Consider the following 18536-nt stretch of genomic DNA (forward strand, 5'->3'; position numbering starts at 1 on the left):
ACCAAGCCGGCCAATGGTCTAGACGGGCCGATACTCAAACTGACGAAAACCGGCCTATCGGGCCGAGGGGACATTCTCTCATGGATCGCATCAGAATTGTCGGCGGCAACAAGCTCGCCGGAAGCATTCCGATTTCGGGCGCGAAAAACGCCGCTTTGCCGCTGATGATCGCCTCGCTGCTCACCGACGACACGCTGACGCTGGAAAACGTGCCGCATCTGGCCGATGTAGAGCAGCTGATCCGCATTCTTGGCAATCACGGCGTCGACTATTCGGTCAACGGCCGCCGCGAGAAGCAGAATGAGGGCTATTCGCGCACCATCAACTTCTCGGCCCGAAACATCGTCGATACGACCGCGCCTTACGAGCTGGTGTCGAAGATGCGGGCGTCGTTCTGGGTGATCGGCCCGCTGCTGGCCCGCATGGGCGAGGCGAAAGTGTCGCTCCCCGGCGGTTGCGCCATCGGCACGCGGCCGGTCGATCTGTTCCTTGAAGGTCTGCAGGCGCTGGGCGCCGACATCGATGTCGACACCGGCTATGTGCTGGCAAAGACCAGGAATGGCCGCCTCGTCGGCAATCGCTATGTGTTCCCGAAGGTCTCCGTCGGCGCCACCCATGTGCTGATGATGGCGGCAGCGCTCGCCAAGGGCGAGACGGTGCTGGAAAACGCCGCCTGCGAGCCCGAAATCGTCAACCTCGCCGAATGCCTCAACGCCATGGGCGCAAAAATTTCCGGCGCCGGCACTCCAACCATCACCATCGATGGCGTCGAATCGCTGTCTGGCGCGCGCGTGCGCGTCATCCCCGACCGCATCGAGACCGGCACCTATGCCATGGCGGTGGCCATGACCGGCGGTGATGTCGTGCTCGAAGGCGCCCGCCCCGAGCTGCTGCAGACCGCGTTGGATGTGATTGCCCAGACCGGTACCGAGATCACGCCGACCAATTCCGGCATTCGCGTCCGGCGCAACGGCGCCGGCATTTCGCCGGTCGACGTCATGACGGCGCCCTTTCCGGCCTTCCCGACCGATCTGCAGGCGCAGTTCATGGGCCTGATGACCATGGCCAAGGGCAAGTCGCGCATCACCGAGACCATCTTTGAAAACCGCTTCATGCATGTGCAGGAACTGGCCCGGCTCGGCGCCCACATCACGCTGTCCGGCCAAACGGCGATCGTCGACGGCGTCTCCAAGCTGAAGGGCGCGCCCGTGATGGCGACCGATCTGCGCGCCTCGGTGTCGCTGGTCATCGCCGGTCTGGCGGCCGAAGGCGAAACGACGGTCAACCGCGTCTACCACCTCGACCGCGGTTTTGAGCGGCTGGAAGAAAAGCTCTCCAATTGCGGCGCGGTGATCGAGCGGATTTCGGCTTGACCGCACGGCAGTTGCTTCAGACAGACAGGCGTCTGGTGCTGCCTTCATTCACCGCCAACACTTCAAACCCGAGGCGCTAGCCTCGGGTTGAATTTGTGTCGCGGTTGCACGGACCGGAAAGACCGCCTAACAGAAGGCTGAACCAACTTTCAGGTGTGCATTCGGCATGGCAGCCCTCAAACTCATTGCGCTCGACGATCAGGATCTGAGCATCGTCTCGGCTCACGTCCAGGACGCCGTGATGAAGGTCTCGGATCTCGAATACCTGCCTTCGGCCAAGCGTTTCATATTGACCATGAACCGCTTCGTCTGGGAGGCGAAATCCGGATTGTTCAGCCCGCACAATGAGCGGCGCCAGGCGGTGTTGCATTTCGACCGCGTGCTCGGCGCCAAGACCAGCGGCATTGCCCGCGATCGGCCGGCCGAGGTGCTGTCGCTCCTGGCAATCAGCTTTATCGAAATCAGCAAGCCGGCCGGCATCGTCGAATTGGTCTTTTCCGGCGGCGGCGCGATCATGCTCGACGTCGAATGCATCGAGGCGCGGCTTGCCGACATAGGCGGCGCCTGGGAAGCCACCTCGCGTCCGGTGCACAGGGTCTAGAGCATGATCCCAAAAAGTGGGTGCCGGTTTTTGTTGGACAAAACGGGAATCGTCTGTCCAGAGATCTTGCTCCAACAAAGGGTTAGATCGTGATGAGATTTCAACCAAGTCTCATCACGATCTAGACGCAGCCGATGGCCATTACGCTTATCCAGTCCGATGCCGGTTTCGCGCAGCGTTTCGCCGCCTTCCTGACCACCAAGCGGGAGGTATCGGAGGACGTCGACACTGCCGTGCGCGCCATCATTGCGCGGGTTCGTGCCGAGGGCGACGCTGCCCTGGTCGACTACACGCTGAAATTCGACAAGGCCGACCTCAATAGCCTCGGCATCGCCGTGTCGAAGGACGACATCGCGCAGGCCTACAAAGACGCCGATCCGCAGACGGTCGAGGCGCTGAAATTTGCCCGTGACCGCATCCGATCCCATCACGAGCGACAAATGCCCAAGGACGATCGCTATACCGATGCCGCCGGGGTCGAGTTGGGTTCGCGCTGGACGGCGATCGAGGCGGTCGGGCTCTATGTGCCGGGCGGCACGGCAAGCTATCCAAGCTCGGTGCTGATGAACGCCGTGCCGGCCAGGGTGGCGGGCGTCGAGCGCATCGTCATCGTCGTGCCGGCGCCGGGCGGCATCATCAATCCGCTGGTGCTGGTGGCCGCCGATATATCAGGCGTTTCAGAGATTTACCGCGTCGGCGGCGCGCAGGCGATTGCCGCCCTTGCCTATGGCACCGAAACGATCCGGCCGGTCGCCAAGATCGTCGGGCCCGGCAATGCCTATGTCGCCGCCGCCAAGCGCCAGGTGTTCGGCACGGTCGGCATCGACATGATTGCCGGACCGTCTGAAGTGCTGGTGGTGGCCGACGGCAGCAACGATCCCGACTGGATCGCCGCCGATCTTCTGGCGCAGGCCGAGCACGACGTGTCGGCGCAATCGATCCTGATCACCAACGATCCTGCGTTCGGAAAAGCAGTCGAACAGGCGGTCGAGCGCCAGCTGCAGAGCATGCCGCGCGCCGAGACGGCGGCTGCCAGCTGGCGCGATTTCGGCGCGGTGATCCTGGTGGAGACCATCGAAGCCGCGCTGCCGCTGGTCGACCGCATCGCCGCCGAACATGTGGAACTCGCCATCGACGATGCCGAGGGCTTCCTGGCCAGGATGCGCAATGCGGGTGCTGTGTTTCTGGGACGCCATACGCCCGAAGTCATCGGCGACTATGTCGGCGGCTCCAACCACGTGCTGCCGACGGCGCGTTCGGCGCGCTTCTCTTCGGGCCTGTCGGTGCTCGATTTCGTCAAGCGCACCTCGATCCTGAAGCTCGGGCCGGAGCAGCTGAGAGCACTTGCGCCGGCGGCGATTGCGCTGGCCAAGGCGGAAGGCCTCGACGCGCATGGCCGCTCCGTCGCCATCCGGCTGAACATGTAGGCGGCGATGGCGGACGGCGATCAAACCCGCGCAAGGCTGATCGATGTCGAGCTCGACGAGTCGATCGGCCGTTCGACGCCCGATGTCGAACATGAGCGCGCGGTGGCGATCTTCGACCTGATCGAGGAGAACAGCTTTCAGCCGGTCAATGATGACGGCGCCGGGCCTTATCGGCTGAAGCTGTCGCTGGCCGAATCCCGGCTGGTGTTTGCGGTCGCCCGAGAGGATGGTGCTGATGTCGTCACCCATATCCTGTCGCTGACGCCGCTCAGGCGCATCGTCAAGGACTATTACCTGATCTGCGAAAGCTACTACGACGCCATCCGATCCTCGACGCCGAGCCATATCGAGGCGATCGACATGGGCCGGCGCGGCCTGCACAATGAAGGCTCGCAGACGTTGATGGACCGGCTGGCCGGCAAGATCGACATCGACTTCGACACGGCGCGGCGGCTGTTCACGCTGGTCTGCGTGCTGCACTGGCGGGGTTAGACCTGACTGGGGCGCCCCGCTCGATCCTGTTCTTGTGCGGCATGAACGCCGTGCGCTCGCCGATGGCCGAGCAGCTGGCGCGGCGCATGCTGCCGCCGGCCACTTTCGTCGCCTCTGCCGGCGTGCACAGGGGCGAGCGCGATCCGTTCGTCGACGCGGTGCTGGCCGAAGAGGGCCTGACGCTGGGCGAGCGCCAGCCGCGCTCGATGGACGATCTCGAGGACGATTATTTCGACCTGATCGTCACCCTGGCGCCGGAAGCCCACCACGCCGCGCTCGAACTCACCCGCTCGCTTGCCGTCGACGTCGAATACTGGCCGATGCCGGATCCGACCGATGTCGGCGGCAGGCGCGAGCAGATCATGGCCAGCTATCGCGACGTGAGAGAACGGCTGAAAGCGCGCATCAGCCGACGTTTTCTGCTTCCGGAGGTAAAAAACGCGGCGGATTGATGCATGTCGCTCAAAAGCGGTCCCGGTTTTGAGACAACGACATGCATAAAACGAAAGCTTGGAGCGCGTCGCATATGACGCGATCTAAGCGTGTTCACAAGCGCACGATTATCATATAGGTTCCGCCGAAATTCCGGCCTGGGCGCTCCAGGGCGCAGGAACTGCAATCCAAGCAAAGGTATCGAATGCCGAAGGAAGAAGTCCTCGAGTTTCCGGGTGTCGTGACGGAATTGTTGCCCAACGCGATGTTCCGGGTGAAGCTCGAAAACGAACACGAGATCATCGCCCATACGGCTGGCCGCATGCGCAAGAACCGCATCCGTGTGCTGACCGGCGACAAGGTCCTGGTCGAGATGACGCCCTATGACCTGACCAAGGGCCGCATCACCTACCGTTTCAAGTAACAGTCCGGCGCGAACCGCGATGAGCATCCTGCAGAAGCTCGTGCTTGCCTCTGGTTCGCCGCGCCGGATCGAACTGTTGCAACAGGCCGGCATCGAGCCGGACCGCGTGCTGCCAGCCGATGTCGACGAAACGCCGCTGCGCGCCGAACATCCGCGCTCGCTGGCCAAGCGGCTGTCGAAGGAAAAGGCCGAGAAGGCGCTGGCCTCGCTGAAAAGCGAGGAAGACTATGCGCCAAGTTTCGTGCTGGCCGCCGATACGGTGGTCGCGGTCGGACGCCGCATCCTGCCCAAGGCCGAGACGCTGGACGACGCCGCCAATTGCCTTGGACTGCTTTCGGGCCGTTCGCACCGGGTCTATTCCGGCATCTGCCTGATTACGCCGGGCGGCAAGCTGCGCCAAAGGCTGGTTGAATCCAGGGTACGCTTCAAGCGGCTTCCACGCGAGGAGATCGACGCCTATGTCGCCTCCGGCGAATGGCGCGGCAAGGCCGGCGGCTATGCCGTCCAGGGTCTCGCCGGTTCGTTCGTCGTCAAGCTGGTCGGCTCCTACACCAACATTGTCGGCCTGCCGCTCTACGAGACGGTGGCGCTGCTTTCGGGCGAAGGCTTCAAGGTCCACACCAGCTGGCATACCGCGCGGCCATGAGCCTGGACGATAAGGTCACACCACTGCGCCCGAAGCGCCCCTGCCCCGAATGCGGCAAGCCGTCGGCGCGCGAGACCTATCCGTTCTGCTCGAAGCGCTGCAAGGACATCGACCTCAACCGCTGGCTGAAGGGCGCCTATGTCATCACCGCGCGGGATGACGAGGACGAGAGCGACGAGCCGAAGTAGGGTTTGGGAGGTGCCGGCCGCGCAATTCCACTTCGCCGACCTTACGCAATTGCTGCTTTGCCGGCGTCGGTATTGTCTGCGACAATTGCCCCGGAAAATCAGCGCTTAGGCGCTGGACAGGCCGGATTCCCGTGCTATAACCCACGCGCTTTCAAGGGGTGCCCCACGGCGCTTTCCTGAAATCCGGTCAGGCGATGTCTCGTTTGCCGGCGAGGCCCAGATAGCTCAGTTGGTAGAGCAGCGGACTGAAAATCCGCGTGTCGGTGGTTCGAATCCGCCTCTGGGCACCATCCCCTCTTCTCCCGACACTCCGTTAAGCCGAACCTTCTACGCTGCCGCTTCTGCAAGCCACTGGGATTGTTGATCTTTTTCCGTCGCATTGCGCAATTAAGCGGGACAGAGAGCGCTTCGGGCGCATTTGGTCCAACGAGGCGGGGGGATGGTATTTCCGTTGGTATTCGACATCCTGATGGTATCGAAACAGCCAAGGGAGACCTGACGAATGGCCCTATCCGACGTGAAATGTCGAAACGCCCGCCCTGCTTCCAAACTCGTGAAATTGTCTGACGGGGGCGGGCTGCAGCTATGGGTACAGCCCACGGGCTCTCGCCTCTGGCGGCTCGCCTACCGCTTTGACGGCAAGCAGAAACTGCTCGCGCTGGGGAGCTATCCGCTTATCTCTCTCGCTGAGGCACGGGAGGCGCGCGATGATGCTAAAAGGCTCCTGCTAGCTGGCGTCGACCCTGGAAAGGAACGCAGCTTGCGGAAGGCCGATTCGGCAAAGGACTCCTTTCGCTCAATCGCGGACGAATATGTTGACAAGCTGAAGAAGGAGGGACGTGCCGTCCGGACGATCAGCAAGGTGAAATGGCTGCTCGACTTTGCCTATCCGATAATCGGCGATAAGTGCATTCGGAAGATCGATCCGGCTATCATCCTTACCGCCCTCCGTCGAGTCGAGGTTCGCGGTCGATACGAGTCGGCCAGGCGACTGCGCTCCACCGTCGGCAGCGTGTTTCGATACGCAATCGCGACCGCACGCGCCGAGACAGATCCGACCTTCGCCCTCAGAGGCGCACTCATCAGTCCGAAGGTAACGTCTCGCGCCGCGATTACCGATCCGAAGGCCTTGGGCGGTTTGCTGAGGGGGATCGATGCATTTGATGGACAGCCTACAACCCGAGCCGGTCTAAAGCTGATAGCGCTGCTGTTTCCCCGCCCCGGCGAGCTTCGCGCCGCTGAATGGGAAGAGTTCGATTTTGAAAGCTCGGTGTGGACGATCCCTGAAGCACGCATGAAAATGCGACGGCCGCACCGCGTACCCCTATCAAAGCAAGCGATCAGCGTCCTGACTTCACTGAGAGAAATCTCTGGTGATGGATCGCTGCTGTTTCCTAGTGTTCGGTCGGCTTCGCGTCCGATTTCCGACAATACGCTTAACGCCTCACTGCGTCGTATGGGTTACAGCAAGGATGAAGCTACCGCGCATGGTTTTCGAGCAACCGCATCAACTCTGCTGAACGAATGCGGCAAGTGGCATCCGGACGCCATAGAGCGGCAGCTGGCCCACATTGAGAACAACGACGTTCGGCGCGCCTACGCCCGGGCAGAGCACTGGGAGGAGCGCGTCAAGATGATGCAGTGGTGGGCCGATTACCTGGATGAACTCAAGAGCAAAAACCTGCGGGTGATCTCAATCGAGGGACGCCGCAAGCCTGCTGTCCACACACCAACGCGACCATCCACTTTGAACCCAACAGCGGCCGTTGATCAAACGCCGAAACAGATCTCCAACCGCCGGAAATCATACTGACCGTTAAAAAAAGCCACAACTCGACGCCAAATCGTAGGCCCGCATTGTCAGATTTCCTGGAGAGAAAGTTGACCACATTCGGCGGGAAGCTGCCGTTCTGCAACCGACCCCATTCCCGTCATTCAAGATGCCGATGGCCGGTTCCGAAACCGGGCACCTACCCGGCCCGGGCCTATCAGAGCGAGAATGCCATGGGCAGTGTGCGGTCCGTCCGTTTCGCCGACATTAGTCCGTGGATCCGCTATCCCCGCCCGACTTTCACCTCCACAACCTACACGGGCTCCGCGGCGGCTTCCTCTCCATAGATCCGGGACAAGCCCTGGATGCGCGTCGTGATCGCGTCGACGAGGCGACCAACGATCTCATGGATGATCCCCTCCTGGCGAAGCTCTTGCGCGCATTCCGATGACATGTCCGGTATCACCGCGAGCTGATGGCGGATCGTCCGCATTGTGTACTCGCCGCCAACCTTTGCTGAGGACGCACAGCGACGCCAGTGGCGCGGCATGATCTCCTCGATCGGGTAGGCTCTGTCGATCTTCATCGCCAGTTTAAGGTCGCGCATCTCAGCCTGGATCTCTCCCTCGCCGAGGTGCGGCAGAATGGAGGAGATGTCGTAGAGCGGAGCTAGGCGGGCCTCGCCCTGGGCACCCAGCAGCATCGAATAGTTCTTTGCATGCGCGTCCGTGCCGGCGATGATCCAGTTGAAGACGTTCGCGGCCATGAAGGTCTGACGGTCTTGGACGGGTTCCATGGAGGCCGCCAGCACCTTTTTGGAGATCGCCGTGATACCTGGCCCACCCTGGTTCTCGTACTTTAGCGTCGGCATCACCGATAGGGCCTGGCACATGTCCTCCTGATGGATGCGGATGGTCTTGCCGTCGATGTTGCGGCGGTCGTAGCGCTCGAGAACGATCGCCTTTTCGCCTGCGAAGTCGAGAACCTGGCTGTGTGCAGCGTCCATGCCGAGCTTGCATGCAAGCTGCAGGCAGAAATGCTCGTTCTCGGTATGCCCGTGCAAGTGCGGCAAAGGCGGCTTGAAGATGTGTGTCGTGGGCGTGTCGCCTAGAGGGATCCCCCAGCGATTGCTGCCCTTGTCGAAATGGAACGCCGTCTTTGCCTGCGCACCAGCGAGACTGAACTGACCAGGATCGCCGATTCGCCGGGTCGCCGCACCATCCTTGCGGAGGTCGCGCAGGCGGTCGCCAATCTGCGCCTCCGTGAGCAACTCCACGTTCTCGCCGCGGGAAACCTGGTGGCCACGCGGAAGGAACTGGACGGCGCCGGCGCAGTCGCGGCCGACATTCTTGAGCAGGGCAAACGGGTTTCGGGCGGAGACCTGGAACCTCTGCGCCCATCTGGCGAGGGTCTGCTCATTATCCGGCAGCAGACCCCAGAGGAATGCCTCGACGACCTTGCCCTCGTAGGTCCTGGTGATCGTCGGCATGGACAGGGAAAGCGGGATCGCCACCCGGCCCTCCATCCATGCCTCTTGATAGGAGAACGAAAGCTTGCCGCCCTGCAGGTGGTGGAGCCACCCAACCGGTCTGCCAGCGATATGGACGTCGAGGGTGTCGATCGGGTTCACCATGATCATCGTCACCTAGAGCTTGTAGGGAATCTCGTCGTCGTCATCGTCGACATGCCGTTCATCGGCATTATGATGATGATCAGCAGCTGACGTCGGCGCCGGCGGGATTTGAAAGTCCAGCTCCACACCAAGCGTAGTCAGCGCCAGCAGCACGTTACCGATCTCGGCGCTGGGCTTGCCGTTCTCGATCCACGACACCCACGTCTGCGTGGTGTTGATTATCTTGGCCAAGGCAGCCTGGGACAGACCGCGACGGGTGCGGGCCTCCTTGATCAGGATACCAATGTCCCGAGCTGTTCTGATCTTCATGGCGTATACGATCTCTGTATGAGCTAGCCTGATATAGGCTCCTATATGACGGGTGTCAATATATGCCACTATATCAAACCTTACCCCATATAGGTTCCTATATGGGTGATCCTCATATATTAACCTATATTGAGATAGGCAAACTCGTCAGAGGACCAGCCGCTTTCGCGCCCGTCGTACAAAGTCTCTAGCGTGACCGTTTCGAGTTTTGCGACTGCCAAATAGGAAGATCGGGTGTGAGCGGATTACCATGATCGCCCGGAGCATAGGCTCCAGTGAGAGGAAGGATAGATTGGCGCGGACCGTACTCGACCACCCGTTTCGAATTCCCTTGCACCGCGCGGCCGGTCCATAGACTGCGTGCATGATCACGGTCAACTTGACGCAGGCCTTGCAGTGAAATGAGCGTTCGGCGATCCCTGGCCCCAGCTTTTGACCTTGTCGGAGCGGTTGAAGCGCGTCTCTGGCCCAACGCCGTCTCGCAGAGCGCCCGCCGCACGTCCTCGTCGCCGGCCTTCGAGATGCCCCCCTGAACGTCGATGGAGGAGCCGGATTGGCAGCGCCGCGACGTCTGCCCGAAGTAGACCGCGCGACATCACGCGAACGGTGGAAGCGACGGATCGTCGATCACGGTCATGCAGGAGAGCCCTGTCACCGACTCCGGGGACACCTTCGACTGAGCGGGTTATTTCAGGTCGAGCTTCTTTTTGAGGTAGTCGCGCAGTTCGCCGACAGACGAGAAAATAGCGTCTGGTTTCGAGGCTTCCAAACCTGCCACGTCGAGGCAGCCCCATGCCGAGCCCAACGCGGCGACGTTGGCTCCACGCGAAGCCTCGGTATCCTGAGGCTGATCGCCGACATGATAAGTATTGTGAGGTTTTCCTCCCGCTTTTGACATCGCAAGCAAAAGACCCTCCGGGTGCGGCTTTCGGTTTTTCACGTGATGATAGCCGACCACAATATCTATCGGCCAGGCATGTGCCTTTATGAAGGCCTTCGGCACCATGTCGGGGCTTTTTGTAACGATAGCCAATGTGTGACCAGCCGCATGTAGCTCGATGAGCAACTCGGTAATTCCGCCGTAGACGGCCAGCTTCGGGGCTTGGGCCATAACCGCCTTCCAGTCCCGAGCGGCGCGAAGGTGCTCAACTGTGGAGGTGTCCACGAGAGTTTGATCGAAGTCGAAAATAATCATCTCAGAAACCCAACCGAGTTTGAGGATCGATGTCCAATGCGCGCTCCGGTCTTTTTGCTGGAGAGCGTTCGACCTGCTGGACGTGCAGCAAGAACTGCGTCAAGGCGACCCCATCGGATATGGCGCGGGCCCAGTGCTGAGCAATCATCATCTGATTGCCCTTCGTCTTGTCCTCGTGCTTCCACTTATCGGGATGATCAATGCACGCCAGCGCACGCTTCTGCTCTCGGCAGAACCGCACCGTGTGCATGGTCCCACCCTTCACATCCGTCTCCACCACTAGCACTGCGTCGGAGAGACCACTTTGGATGCGATCTCGCTCGGCAAAAGCTGTCCGCATAGGAGTGACACCAAGAGGATATTCGCTGACCAAACAGCCGCCGTTTTCAATTAAGCGAGTTGCCAGTCCCCGATTGGCGGCGGGATAAACTTTGTCCAAGCCGTGGGCCATCACTGCGACCCCCACACCGTGGGCATCCAAGCAGCCTTCGTGACCAAGAGTATCGCAGCCATGTGCTAAGCCACTCACGATAGTGAAGCCCTCGCTTGCTGCCGCCGCTGCCGACTTCCTAGCAACAGCTTCACCATAAGGAGTTGGCTCACGCGTCCCCACGACGGCAAGGCACTTCGTCGCGTGGAGTCCTGCCACGGCTCCCCTTACATACAAGACGGCAGGAGGATCTGGGATATTACGAAGGCGCTGAGGGTACCCTTCGTCATGGAATGAGAAAAACTTCGTATCGCTATTTAGCGTTTTCTCCAACTCGTCCTGAGCTCGATCCCATGCCTCTAACAGTGCGCTTTCCGATACCTTCGCCCGCGCCGCCCTGTCCACCACAACGTCTTTCGCATCACGGTCAGGCACAGGCCCATTAACGATGCGCAAGGCCCCCCGCCGGCCGAGACCTTTGAGCTTCATCAAAGCGACTAGCGCTACTGATGTCGATGACACGGGCGATGAAGCCATTGCTCTAATCCTTCTTGAACTTCGCGTCGTGCTCCCGTTCGCCCTGCCCCCATAGCGTATCCCACCTAGCAGGAACATGATCGTTCTCGGGATTCGGGCAGTAAGCAACACTCTCCGCTTTCGCGAGCGCAATCCCATACACCTTGCATTTCGGATTAGCGGCAAGCACCGCTAGCGCGATGCGAGACAGCGTATCACCTCGCGTGATGAAGTCATCGAAAACGAAGACATGGTCCGCATCTATTTTTGCCGACTGATACTTAGCCTTATCCAGCTCAGCGGAGCGACCCTCAGCGGAATAAATCGTATGAATCTTCTGATGGACATTCTTGGATAGGATGCTGTCGGAATATTGCGCCCCCACAGTTTTTGCGCATTCCTTGGTAATCCACGGTATTGAGCGGCTTGGGTCGGCTTTCGTTTCCTTGGACGAAAGCGCGGGGATAAATGAGGCGCGTTTGGGATCAATACCTAAGTGCTTGATGAGAGTCGGAGCAGCATCGTATAGAACCGTCGCCGCACCCCACTCGGCTTTATTATTCTTGTCTTTGAATCGAATAAACCAGGCGGTCCACTTCTCGTCAGTCCTGTCTTTCAGTTTATAGGCAATTGTAAACGAATACGTCAGCCCGAGAGACACACTCAGGTGAGGAAAACCCATCCATCCGGCAATTTTGTTGAAATAAACCACGCCACCCCCCTTACTTCGCAGTGCACGATGTAAGCAGCACGAGGCCGACTATCAACTCGCTTGCTGGCCTTTTTATTCTGCCAAAATTCGAAATTTCACCGGAGACCGCAGTGCACTCTTGGGAAACGGCCTCCGCCTGACGCGATTCGGGCCTAGGTGCCACTCTGAAAGGTCAGCCGAGTTGGATGCTCTACGGAAAGCGCGACCTATGAGAGCGGCCTCAAGGTCCCGGCCCAGACGTAGGCCTATGAGACTCGCATCTGCGCGGGCCCGAAGCGCGGCACGTGTTAACGACCGCCGGTCAGCCACGACCAGAAACCTCTAGATTTGGTTTTCGCGACCTCGGCCTTCGGCGAAGCGAGCGGCTCGACATGGCCACCGAAGTGACCTTCGCGCGCCGCCTTGTCGCGCATCCTGCCCCACGCAATCTCGTCCTCCGACATGTCGCCTGCCCAGACCACTGTGTCCATACGGATGAAATAGTGGGACCGGCAGGCGAATGACCAGTTCCCGACTGACGGCGAGAGACTGACGCTCTCGCCGTCAAAGGTGAGTTGCCAGCCTACCGGGCTAATCGGTGTCACCACCTTGGTGCCACAACCGCAGAAGCAATCATGGACTGCGGTTGCATACGGGATCGAAACATAGAGGACACCGGCCTCGCGGACCCTCGGGACGAACTCCACGAACTCGTGTCGGATCTTGTAGGGTCTCTTCATTCGCTGTCCTCGTTGATCGTCTCGGCGCCCGCGAGCACGAAGATGCTGAAATGTTCGTGGGTGTCGTCATCGTAGAAACCGAAAAGCTTCTTGAACTTGATGACTGCAAAGGCAGCATTCAGAGCGTTGAGTTCCACCACCTGAATGTTTTTGTCGTACTCGTTGACCTCTTCTGTCGTCATGAACGCGATGCGTTTCCCGTTGTGGACGTGCTCGCGCTTGGTAGGCGTGCTGGTCGTTGTACGTATCTGGCCCCGCAGGCTCTCGTTGTGCACCGTCAGGCCCATGCCCACATCTACGAACGGGATGTTTATTGCCTCCAGTTTTTGGACGATCGGCCGCTTCCCGGTCCCCTCCATGCACAGGAACACGAAGTCAAGGCCTTCCAGCAGGTGAAGGTTCTCAGGGGTAAGCTTGACCTTGTGCGGGACGATGCCGCGGCGCATTTTGCTGTAGGTACGCGCGTGAAACTCGACCTTGGAGAGCTCCTCCTCCAGTTCTTCGCCTGAAGGCGCGCCCGGCGCCCGAAAGGCGTTGTGCTGGTTGAACCCGTCGTTGTCGAAGAGGTGGATTTCGCGGACGTGGGTCTTGGCGAGATAATCCAGGACGTAGGAGCCCGTGCCGCCCAGGCCGACGATGCCAACCTTCAGCGGCTTGAGCTTTAGCGCGATTGCCACGATGTCGGCGCGACTACTGGCCGTGTCCTCGTAAAGAAAGACGCTGTCGTCCTCGTCGGGCGCGTAAGGCTTGAAGGATTGCGCCGTCACACCCGGCTCGATCACCTGTGCCGGGCCCGAGATTTTCGCCACGTAGTGCGCCATCTTTTGATGGAAATCATCGTAGCGGTCGGCGGGCTTGGGCTTACAGGAAAAGTTCCAGCGCACCGGCATCCCGTCGATCTTCAGGCCGTCACCCAAGTCGCTGTCGCCAAGCCCCTGGATCTTGCTGCCGTCCTCGTTGCAAGGGTGATCGCCGGACCACTTGGTCTGGTGATCCTTGGGCGGCTTCGCAACGTCGTTGGTCACCTCCAATGGGGCGAACAACACGCCGCGCTTTACGTGCCGGTTGCTGTCAACATAGGGTACGTCACGGATCACGAGATATCCCGTGACCACGTCGACGCTGTAGCCCTCGTCTCGAAGCCGCTTCAGCGGCGGGCTACGATCGATCGGTCGCCGTGACATCGAACTTCATCCTGTTTTTGATCTTCACGGAGTGGCCAGCCGTGAGCGTGCCTTTGGGGTTCGACGGGGGGCCATCACGGTAGGTCACTGTGAATTCGATGCACGTTCCCGTCGGCAGGACGGGGAACGCGATCTTCACCAGTTCCTCGAACGAGAGACGAGTTTCAGTGGTTTCGAAGGGCTCGCCATTGATGCCAACTGTCACAGCCTTCTGGCTGTAGAAGTGATCATCCTTCTTCAGGTCGATCACAGTGTCGTCGCGCGGTACGAGTTTGTCCTCGTGATCACCCGGCACCTCCCGGAACAACTCACGGTGGTTCGGGATCTCGGCCAGCGCGTAGAGCGCTTTGCCCGTTGTGGGGTCGGGCGACTCGAAAATCTCCCGGTCGACATGGATACGCACCAGGTGCGCAGCGACATTGACTGACATTTTTACTACTTTCTCCGCTTCGCGGTGCTTGCGTTTCGCTCTGCCGGATGGCATCTTGCTGTCCGGACAGACAACACTTAGGCTCTCAAAAACGCCCTGTTCGGCACGAGACCAACCCAGAGCGCGTTGTCTGTCTGGACAACAGAATGGGAGATATTGTGGCGAATGTCAAGGAGGGCGGATGCCGGAGTCTGCGTTAGGAATTTGGCTGAAGGGGCTTCGCGGCGATCTTAGCCTGCGAGAGTTGGCTCAGCGGAGCGAAGTCGATCACGCCTACATCTACCGCCTCGAGACGGGTGCGAAGGAAGCGCCGTCCGACGAGGTGGTGAACAAGCTGCTCAGCGGTCTGGCGCCGTCCGAGCGGGAAGTCAAGATCCTGCGGTTTCTATCAAGTCACCCCAATGTCGACCCCGATCTTGCCGAGTTCGCGAGGGCCGATGATCGAGTTTCATTCGAAGAGTTCCATATGCTTACCACCGTCGTGAACCGTGGCGCCCGCCCCGACTACGCGACCTCCCTTGCCCGCATCCGCCGGTTCATGAGCGAGGACGAAGATGGATGAACTCTCCGTCGCGATGAAGGCACGCGACTTCATCGCCAAGAGCGGTCCATTGGCGCTTCCGGTCTCAGTAAACGCCTACGCGGCGCAAGTCGGAGGTACCGTGAAGCAGGAAGTGCTTCAGGAACATGAGGACGCATGGTCGGTGCGGTTGTCGAACGGCAAGTACCGCATTTGCGTGAACTGCGCCCACAACAGCCGTCGGCAGCGCTTTAGCATCTGTCACGAAGTGGCTCACGAGGCCCTCGGCATAGCGGCGGATCATAGGTCGCCGAGCTGGAGTTTCACGCGTAGGCCGCCCGGCGAGATCGCCTGCGACGTGTTCGCGGCCGAGCTATTGCTTCCATTCAAGCTGTTCAAGCCGAGAGTCGATGCGGCTGACATGAATTTCGCCGCAGTCAGCGACCTGGCCGACGAATTCGACGCTTCCTTGATGTCGACGGGCTCACGTTTCGCCACCTTCTCGCGCGAACTGTGCGCCTTCGTGCTCTCCGAGGGCGGCAAGGTTCGTTACTGCTCGCGTTCCACATCCCTGCGAGGCGCCAAGGCTTGGGTGCGCCTCGGAATGGATTTGCCAAGCGACTCCTACAGCGCCCGGGTGCGGGCGGGGGCAGCGGCGGCAGGCCCCGAGGAAGCCGAGCCGGATCAGTGGTTCGAGGGCTGGGAGCGTGAAGGTTCTCTCTACGAAGACGTCCGCCACCTCGCCGCCTGGGATCAGACCCTGACGCTGCTCTGGTTCGATGATGAAGATCTCCCGCCCCCGGCGGCTGAACGGAAGCGATGGGAGGAGGAGACCTACGGCCTCCGCGAGCTTGACGGCGAGCTGCCTTGGCCTGGCAGGTCGAAACGTAGGAAATAGGAAATGAGCTGGGCCGGCCGGCGCGCGGCGCGAAACATCCTTCCGTAGAGCCGAGAAAAATCTGACCCCTGTTTGCAGAACCTTACACTGACCGCTGTGGGCCGGGAAAAGACTGACCATACCGGCGATTTCTCGGCGCAACCCGTGCGGGAGCTGGCCGCAGCCCGTGATGCGGTGGAAGCGCTTCCCATCGAACGGAAGAGATCGACGTATCCTTCGCAAGACCCCACCATTGGAGGTGCTGGCGGCATTTGCGAACTAGTGCCAGAGCCAAGCCACCAGCGCTTTGAGCGCTTGCTTATGGAGGGACCGCGAGGGCGCCAAGCCAGGAAGTCATCGATCGTTATTCGCTCGGCTGGCCCGGGAGTAATGCCGTGGCGAGCAAGCTCGACATAAAGGTCAAGCTCACTGGAAAAAACCAATTTCCAAAGTTCATTGACGTTTTGGGTTAAAACCAGAGTTGGAACTGCCAGCGTGACCTCCTGACGCAACTCTATCGCAAATTCTCCGCCAAGAATTGGTATTGAATCTCACGCTCAACCGAGACTAGCAGAGACTAGATTCAGGCGGCCGCTTCATTTGCAATCAGAGGACTAGGAGCGTGATGATGTCTGAAGAAGCCGGCAGTAATCTATTCGCACTTACTGCGGATATCTTTTCGGCCTATCCAGAGGAACGCGGTTCCGGTCTCTGGATTGCCCGATTTGATCGCTAGTCTAAATTCGGCATTGACTAAGATCGGACAGGGCGCCAACTGAAGAAACGGCTCCGAAGCCGTCATCCTAAAAGGTCCGTCCTCCCAGACTACATAATCAGTCTTGAAGATGGAGCAGAAATACAAGTCACTCAAGCGCCATCTGGCAACCCGGCACGGATGACGCCCGATGAATACCGGGCGAGGTGGGGACTGGCAAAGGACTATCCCATGGTCGCCCCGAACTATTCGGCCGCCCGATCAGCGCTGGCAAAATCGTTAGGTTTGGGGGAGGGAAGGCTGCTCCGGCCAAGAAACCTATCTCAAAGCGTAAAGCGAACGCCTGATATCAAATTTTGCGAAGCGCTTGCTGGGATCGGTGGCAACGCGGTCAGCATCAAGAACCTAGCGGTGCGACACCAAGCGTTACGCGTTGTCCGGTGTGGAAGATGATTGCCTTCGCGGTTTCTCCGACGCGCCGGCGCCCGGCAAACCTTCCTTTCTGGCCTTGGCAAATGCCCGGTCACCTTCCAGAAACCCGACCAGCATAAAGGGGATCAGGTCAGCCACGGTTTCGGACTCGCCATAGGTCCGACGGTAAAGAGCGGCATAGTCGTTGAGTGCTTGGCTCAACGCGGCGCCAACGGTGATGGTGATCTTCGAAGGTGTCCGATCCGGAAGTTTTCCGAGTTTCAGGTTCGCCATGAAGTCCTCCTGTTCACCCCGTGTATGGCCGCAACACGAGGTCCTTGTGCACGATGACGCGCAACGGCCAACCAGGGCGCACGGTGATCGTGGGTTGGACGTTCAGGTTCTTTTCAGTGATCCGTTGGCCCGCTTGACTGACGTTCTGCTGGGTGGATTCACGAATTGCCTTGACCAAGTCGCTTTCATTTTCCCCAAAGCTCAACTCGGTACCAACCCCCAGCAATGTGGCTACCGCGACGCCCTTGATCAACTGCCAAGTATGGAAATCCACCTTGTCCTCGAGCCCGGCATAGCCGGCCGCGTCGGTCACGGGCAGATTGTCGATTTCGGTAGAGGAGCCGTCCGGCATCACGATGCGTTGCCACACCAACAGAGCGCGCCTTTGCCCAAAGGCTACAACGCTGTCGTAGGTGCCGATCAGCCGTGAGCCCTGCGGGATGAGCAGGATGCTGCCGGTGACGCTGTCGTGCACATTCTCGGTGATCTGGGCGACGACAAGGCCGGGCAGATCGGAATTGATGCCGGTGATCAGGCTTGCAGCGATCACGCTACCGGCCATGATCTGATAGGGCGAAGCCGGCGTCTGCAGTGCATGCGGGTTGTAGATCCCGCCGGTGTTCCGTTGATCGATGAAATCGAGCTTGCGCTGTTGATTGTTCTGGTCGCCCTCGGCCGGCGCGACGGAAGCTCGCTGGCCTTCGGTATCTGGCTGCGGAGACGCCGTCTCGAAAGGCGAACGTCCGCCCTGCCCATTGCCAAAAGCTTCCGTTTGCTGGAGTCGGGTTTCGATGCGGAACAGGACTTGCGACTCGCGCGCTTCAATCGCTTGTTGTGCAAGCCGCTGCGCCTCGGCGGAAACGTCTTGCCCGGGCGCGATGCCAAGCTGGCGCTGGTGCTCGAGAATAGGGCGGCCGAGATCGCCGGGCAGCGGCGGTCCAAGCACCGGAGCCTTCGGCTTGCTCCCGGAATAGTCCTTGGGCAGCGATTCAAGTCCCTCGGCGGTCGGCTTGCGGTCCGTGCTGTAAAGCTCTTCAGCCTGCTGCTTCAGGCGCAGTGCCGGCCCCTGCAGCGCCATCATCGTGACGCCAAAGATGGTGCCGGAGCCAACAGCTGCGATCGCGACGATTATGCCGCGCCTGAACCGCACCGCTCGGCGGGGTGAGGCTCGCAGCTGCAACTGTTCGGGATTGAGCTTCGGCGGAGCATTCGGGTGGGAAGTATCGGTCATGAGCCT

Annotated in this window: 22 protein-coding genes, 1 tRNA gene and 1 pseudogene; 13 read left to right on the plus strand and 11 right to left on the minus strand. The window is 60.2% G+C overall.

The annotated features are described in order from the left end of the window. Positions 1–80: 80 nt before the first annotated feature. From murA to NKJ80_RS26135, 10 genes are all read left to right on the plus strand, one after another. Complete coding sequence (murA, locus tag NKJ80_RS26090; RefSeq protein ID WP_352498581.1) at positions 81–1373, plus strand: UDP-N-acetylglucosamine 1-carboxyvinyltransferase; 1293 nt, start codon at positions 81–83, stop codon at positions 1371–1373. Between the two features lie 166 nt (positions 1374–1539). Next, entirely contained in the window at positions 1540–1974 is a 435-nt protein-coding gene (locus tag NKJ80_RS26095) for a DUF2948 family protein (protein WP_023669285.1), read from the plus strand. Between the two features lie 134 nt (positions 1975–2108). After that, positions 2109–3401, plus strand: coding sequence for a histidinol dehydrogenase (hisD, locus tag NKJ80_RS26100; protein WP_352498582.1), 1293 nt, complete (start codon positions 2109–2111; stop codon positions 3399–3401). A gap of 6 nt (positions 3402–3407) precedes the next feature. Then, positions 3408–3893 (plus strand): UPF0262 family protein, encoded by a 486-nt coding sequence (locus NKJ80_RS26105; protein WP_023669283.1) that lies wholly within the window; start codon positions 3408–3410, stop codon positions 3891–3893. Beyond that, on the plus strand, positions 3881–4345 hold the full coding sequence (locus NKJ80_RS26110) for an arsenate-mycothiol transferase ArsC (RefSeq protein WP_081725519.1): 465 nt from the start codon (positions 3881–3883) through the stop codon (positions 4343–4345). Before NKJ80_RS26105 ends, NKJ80_RS26110 begins: the two co-directional genes overlap by 13 nt. 185 nt (positions 4346–4530) lie before the next feature. Continuing rightward, on the plus strand, positions 4531–4749 hold the full coding sequence (infA, locus tag NKJ80_RS26115) for a translation initiation factor IF-1 (protein ID WP_006200926.1): 219 nt from the start codon (positions 4531–4533) through the stop codon (positions 4747–4749). Positions 4750–4768: 19 nt separating this feature from the next. After that, positions 4769–5395 (plus strand): Maf-like protein, encoded by a 627-nt coding sequence (locus NKJ80_RS26120; RefSeq protein WP_023681911.1) that lies wholly within the window; start codon positions 4769–4771, stop codon positions 5393–5395. Next, positions 5392–5583: a DNA gyrase inhibitor YacG gene (gene yacG, locus NKJ80_RS26125; RefSeq protein WP_023669280.1), complete on the plus strand. Its 192-nt coding sequence runs from the start codon at positions 5392–5394 to the stop codon at positions 5581–5583. Before NKJ80_RS26120 ends, yacG begins: the two co-directional genes overlap by 4 nt. Positions 5584–5797: 214 nt before the next feature. Further along, a tRNA-Phe gene (locus NKJ80_RS26130) sits at positions 5798–5873 on the plus strand. Between the two features lie 212 nt (positions 5874–6085). Next, positions 6086–7396, plus strand: coding sequence for a tyrosine-type recombinase/integrase (locus NKJ80_RS26135; protein ID WP_023746231.1), 1311 nt, complete (start codon positions 6086–6088; stop codon positions 7394–7396). A 271-nt stretch (positions 7397–7667) separates the two neighbouring features. Here the strand turns inward: NKJ80_RS26135 and NKJ80_RS26140 are convergent, their stop codons facing one another. The 9 genes and pseudogenes from NKJ80_RS26140 to NKJ80_RS26180 form a co-directional block, all read right to left on the minus strand. Beyond that, complete coding sequence (locus tag NKJ80_RS26140) at positions 7668–8987, minus strand: type II toxin-antitoxin system HipA family toxin (RefSeq protein ID WP_023669278.1); 1320 nt, start codon at positions 8985–8987, stop codon at positions 7668–7670. Between the two features lie 12 nt (positions 8988–8999). After that, on the minus strand, positions 9000–9296 hold the full coding sequence (locus tag NKJ80_RS26145; RefSeq protein ID WP_023669277.1) for a helix-turn-helix domain-containing protein: 297 nt from the start codon (positions 9294–9296) through the stop codon (positions 9000–9002). Between the two features lie 351 nt (positions 9297–9647). Then, positions 9648–9951, minus strand: a pseudogene (locus NKJ80_RS31510) (transposase); the annotation flags it as partial. A 30-nt stretch (positions 9952–9981) separates the two neighbouring features. Further along, on the minus strand, positions 9982–10491 hold the full coding sequence (locus tag NKJ80_RS26155) for an HAD family hydrolase (protein ID WP_023669276.1): 510 nt from the start codon (positions 10489–10491) through the stop codon (positions 9982–9984). Position 10492: 1 nt separating this feature from the next. Beyond that, positions 10493–11377, minus strand: coding sequence for a DNA-processing protein DprA (locus tag NKJ80_RS26160; RefSeq protein WP_198022480.1), 885 nt, complete (start codon positions 11375–11377; stop codon positions 10493–10495). Between the two features lie 85 nt (positions 11378–11462). Continuing rightward, entirely contained in the window at positions 11463–12149 is a 687-nt protein-coding gene (locus NKJ80_RS26165) for a phosphoribosyltransferase (protein ID WP_198022479.1), read from the minus strand. Between the two features lie 287 nt (positions 12150–12436). Beyond that, positions 12437–12868: a ubiquitination-like system serine protease family protein gene (locus NKJ80_RS26170; protein WP_023669273.1), complete on the minus strand. Its 432-nt coding sequence runs from the start codon at positions 12866–12868 to the stop codon at positions 12437–12439. Then, positions 12865–14052, minus strand: coding sequence for a ThiF family adenylyltransferase (locus NKJ80_RS26175; protein ID WP_352498583.1), 1188 nt, complete (start codon positions 14050–14052; stop codon positions 12865–12867). The genes NKJ80_RS26170 and NKJ80_RS26175 overlap by 4 nt, the downstream gene beginning before the upstream one ends. Beyond that, positions 14027–14536: a multiubiquitin domain-containing protein gene (locus NKJ80_RS26180; protein ID WP_023746229.1), complete on the minus strand. Its 510-nt coding sequence runs from the start codon at positions 14534–14536 to the stop codon at positions 14027–14029. The genes NKJ80_RS26175 and NKJ80_RS26180 overlap by 26 nt, the downstream gene beginning before the upstream one ends. A gap of 127 nt (positions 14537–14663) precedes the next feature. Between NKJ80_RS26180 and NKJ80_RS26185 the strand changes: the two genes are divergently transcribed. The 3 genes from NKJ80_RS26185 to NKJ80_RS26195 all read left to right on the plus strand — a co-directional run bounded on the left by NKJ80_RS26185 (position 14664) and on the right by NKJ80_RS26195 (position 17047). Continuing rightward, the gene (locus NKJ80_RS26185; protein ID WP_023669270.1) at positions 14664–15044 is read left to right on the plus strand and encodes a helix-turn-helix domain-containing protein; all 381 of its coding nucleotides are present in this window, start codon (positions 14664–14666) and stop codon (positions 15042–15044) included. Next, positions 15037–15900, plus strand: a complete 864-nt coding sequence (locus NKJ80_RS26190; RefSeq protein ID WP_031214820.1) for an ImmA/IrrE family metallo-endopeptidase — start codon at positions 15037–15039, stop codon at positions 15898–15900. The genes NKJ80_RS26185 and NKJ80_RS26190 overlap by 8 nt, the downstream gene beginning before the upstream one ends. Positions 15901–16711: 811 nt before the next feature. Beyond that, positions 16712–17047, plus strand: coding sequence for a MucR family transcriptional regulator (locus NKJ80_RS26195; protein ID WP_352498603.1), 336 nt, complete (start codon positions 16712–16714; stop codon positions 17045–17047). On the opposite strand, the gene NKJ80_RS26200 is transcribed toward NKJ80_RS26195, so the two are convergent. Both NKJ80_RS26200 and NKJ80_RS26205 read right to left on the minus strand, forming a co-directional pair. Continuing rightward, entirely contained in the window at positions 17021–17299 is a 279-nt protein-coding gene (locus NKJ80_RS26200) for a DUF2274 domain-containing protein (protein WP_023669268.1), read from the minus strand. The genes NKJ80_RS26195 and NKJ80_RS26200 overlap by 27 nt on opposite strands. Before the next feature lie 13 nt (positions 17300–17312). Further along, the gene (locus tag NKJ80_RS26205; protein ID WP_023669267.1) at positions 17313–18530 is read right to left on the minus strand and encodes a TraB/TrbI/VirB10 family type IV secretion system protein; all 1218 of its coding nucleotides are present in this window, start codon (positions 18528–18530) and stop codon (positions 17313–17315) included. Positions 18531–18536: the final 6 nt, after the last annotated feature.

This window comes from Mesorhizobium sp. M0030 (assembly GCF_040323695.1).
Classification (GTDB): Bacteria; Pseudomonadota; Alphaproteobacteria; order Rhizobiales; family Rhizobiaceae; genus Mesorhizobium.

What these genes read in the sequence shown, in the direction of transcription:
- hisD (WP_352498582.1), top strand. Translation starts at nt 2,109, where the DNA reads ATGGCCATTACGCTTATCCAGTCCGATGCCGGTTTCGCGCAGCGTTTC.
- NKJ80_RS26140 (WP_023669278.1), bottom strand. Translation starts at nt 8,987, where the DNA reads ATGGTGAACCCGATCGACACCCTCGACGTCCATATCGCTGGCAGACCG.
- NKJ80_RS26120 (WP_023681911.1), top strand. Translation starts at nt 4,769, where the DNA reads ATGAGCATCCTGCAGAAGCTCGTGCTTGCCTCTGGTTCGCCGCGCCGG.
- NKJ80_RS26180 (WP_023746229.1), bottom strand. Translation starts at nt 14,536, where the DNA reads ATGCCATCCGGCAGAGCGAAACGCAAGCACCGCGAAGCGGAGAAAGTA.
- infA (WP_006200926.1), top strand. Translation starts at nt 4,531, where the DNA reads ATGCCGAAGGAAGAAGTCCTCGAGTTTCCGGGTGTCGTGACGGAATTG.
- NKJ80_RS26190 (WP_031214820.1), top strand. Translation starts at nt 15,037, where the DNA reads ATGGATGAACTCTCCGTCGCGATGAAGGCACGCGACTTCATCGCCAAG.
- yacG (WP_023669280.1), top strand. Translation starts at nt 5,392, where the DNA reads ATGAGCCTGGACGATAAGGTCACACCACTGCGCCCGAAGCGCCCCTGC.
- NKJ80_RS26105 (WP_023669283.1), top strand. Translation starts at nt 3,408, where the DNA reads ATGGCGGACGGCGATCAAACCCGCGCAAGGCTGATCGATGTCGAGCTC.
- NKJ80_RS26175 (WP_352498583.1), bottom strand. Translation starts at nt 14,052, where the DNA reads ATGTCACGGCGACCGATCGATCGTAGCCCGCCGCTGAAGCGGCTTCGA.
- NKJ80_RS26155 (WP_023669276.1), bottom strand. Translation starts at nt 10,491, where the DNA reads ATGATTATTTTCGACTTCGATCAAACTCTCGTGGACACCTCCACAGTT.
- NKJ80_RS26205 (WP_023669267.1), bottom strand. Translation starts at nt 18,530, where the DNA reads ATGACCGATACTTCCCACCCGAATGCTCCGCCGAAGCTCAATCCCGAA.
- NKJ80_RS26135 (WP_023746231.1), top strand. Translation starts at nt 6,086, where the DNA reads ATGGCCCTATCCGACGTGAAATGTCGAAACGCCCGCCCTGCTTCCAAA.
- NKJ80_RS26095 (WP_023669285.1), top strand. Translation starts at nt 1,540, where the DNA reads ATGGCAGCCCTCAAACTCATTGCGCTCGACGATCAGGATCTGAGCATC.
- NKJ80_RS26145 (WP_023669277.1), bottom strand. Translation starts at nt 9,296, where the DNA reads ATGAAGATCAGAACAGCTCGGGACATTGGTATCCTGATCAAGGAGGCC.
- murA (WP_352498581.1), top strand. Translation starts at nt 81, where the DNA reads ATGGATCGCATCAGAATTGTCGGCGGCAACAAGCTCGCCGGAAGCATT.
- NKJ80_RS26200 (WP_023669268.1), bottom strand. Translation starts at nt 17,299, where the DNA reads ATGGCGAACCTGAAACTCGGAAAACTTCCGGATCGGACACCTTCGAAG.
- NKJ80_RS26170 (WP_023669273.1), bottom strand. Translation starts at nt 12,868, where the DNA reads ATGAAGAGACCCTACAAGATCCGACACGAGTTCGTGGAGTTCGTCCCG.
- NKJ80_RS26185 (WP_023669270.1), top strand. Translation starts at nt 14,664, where the DNA reads ATGCCGGAGTCTGCGTTAGGAATTTGGCTGAAGGGGCTTCGCGGCGAT.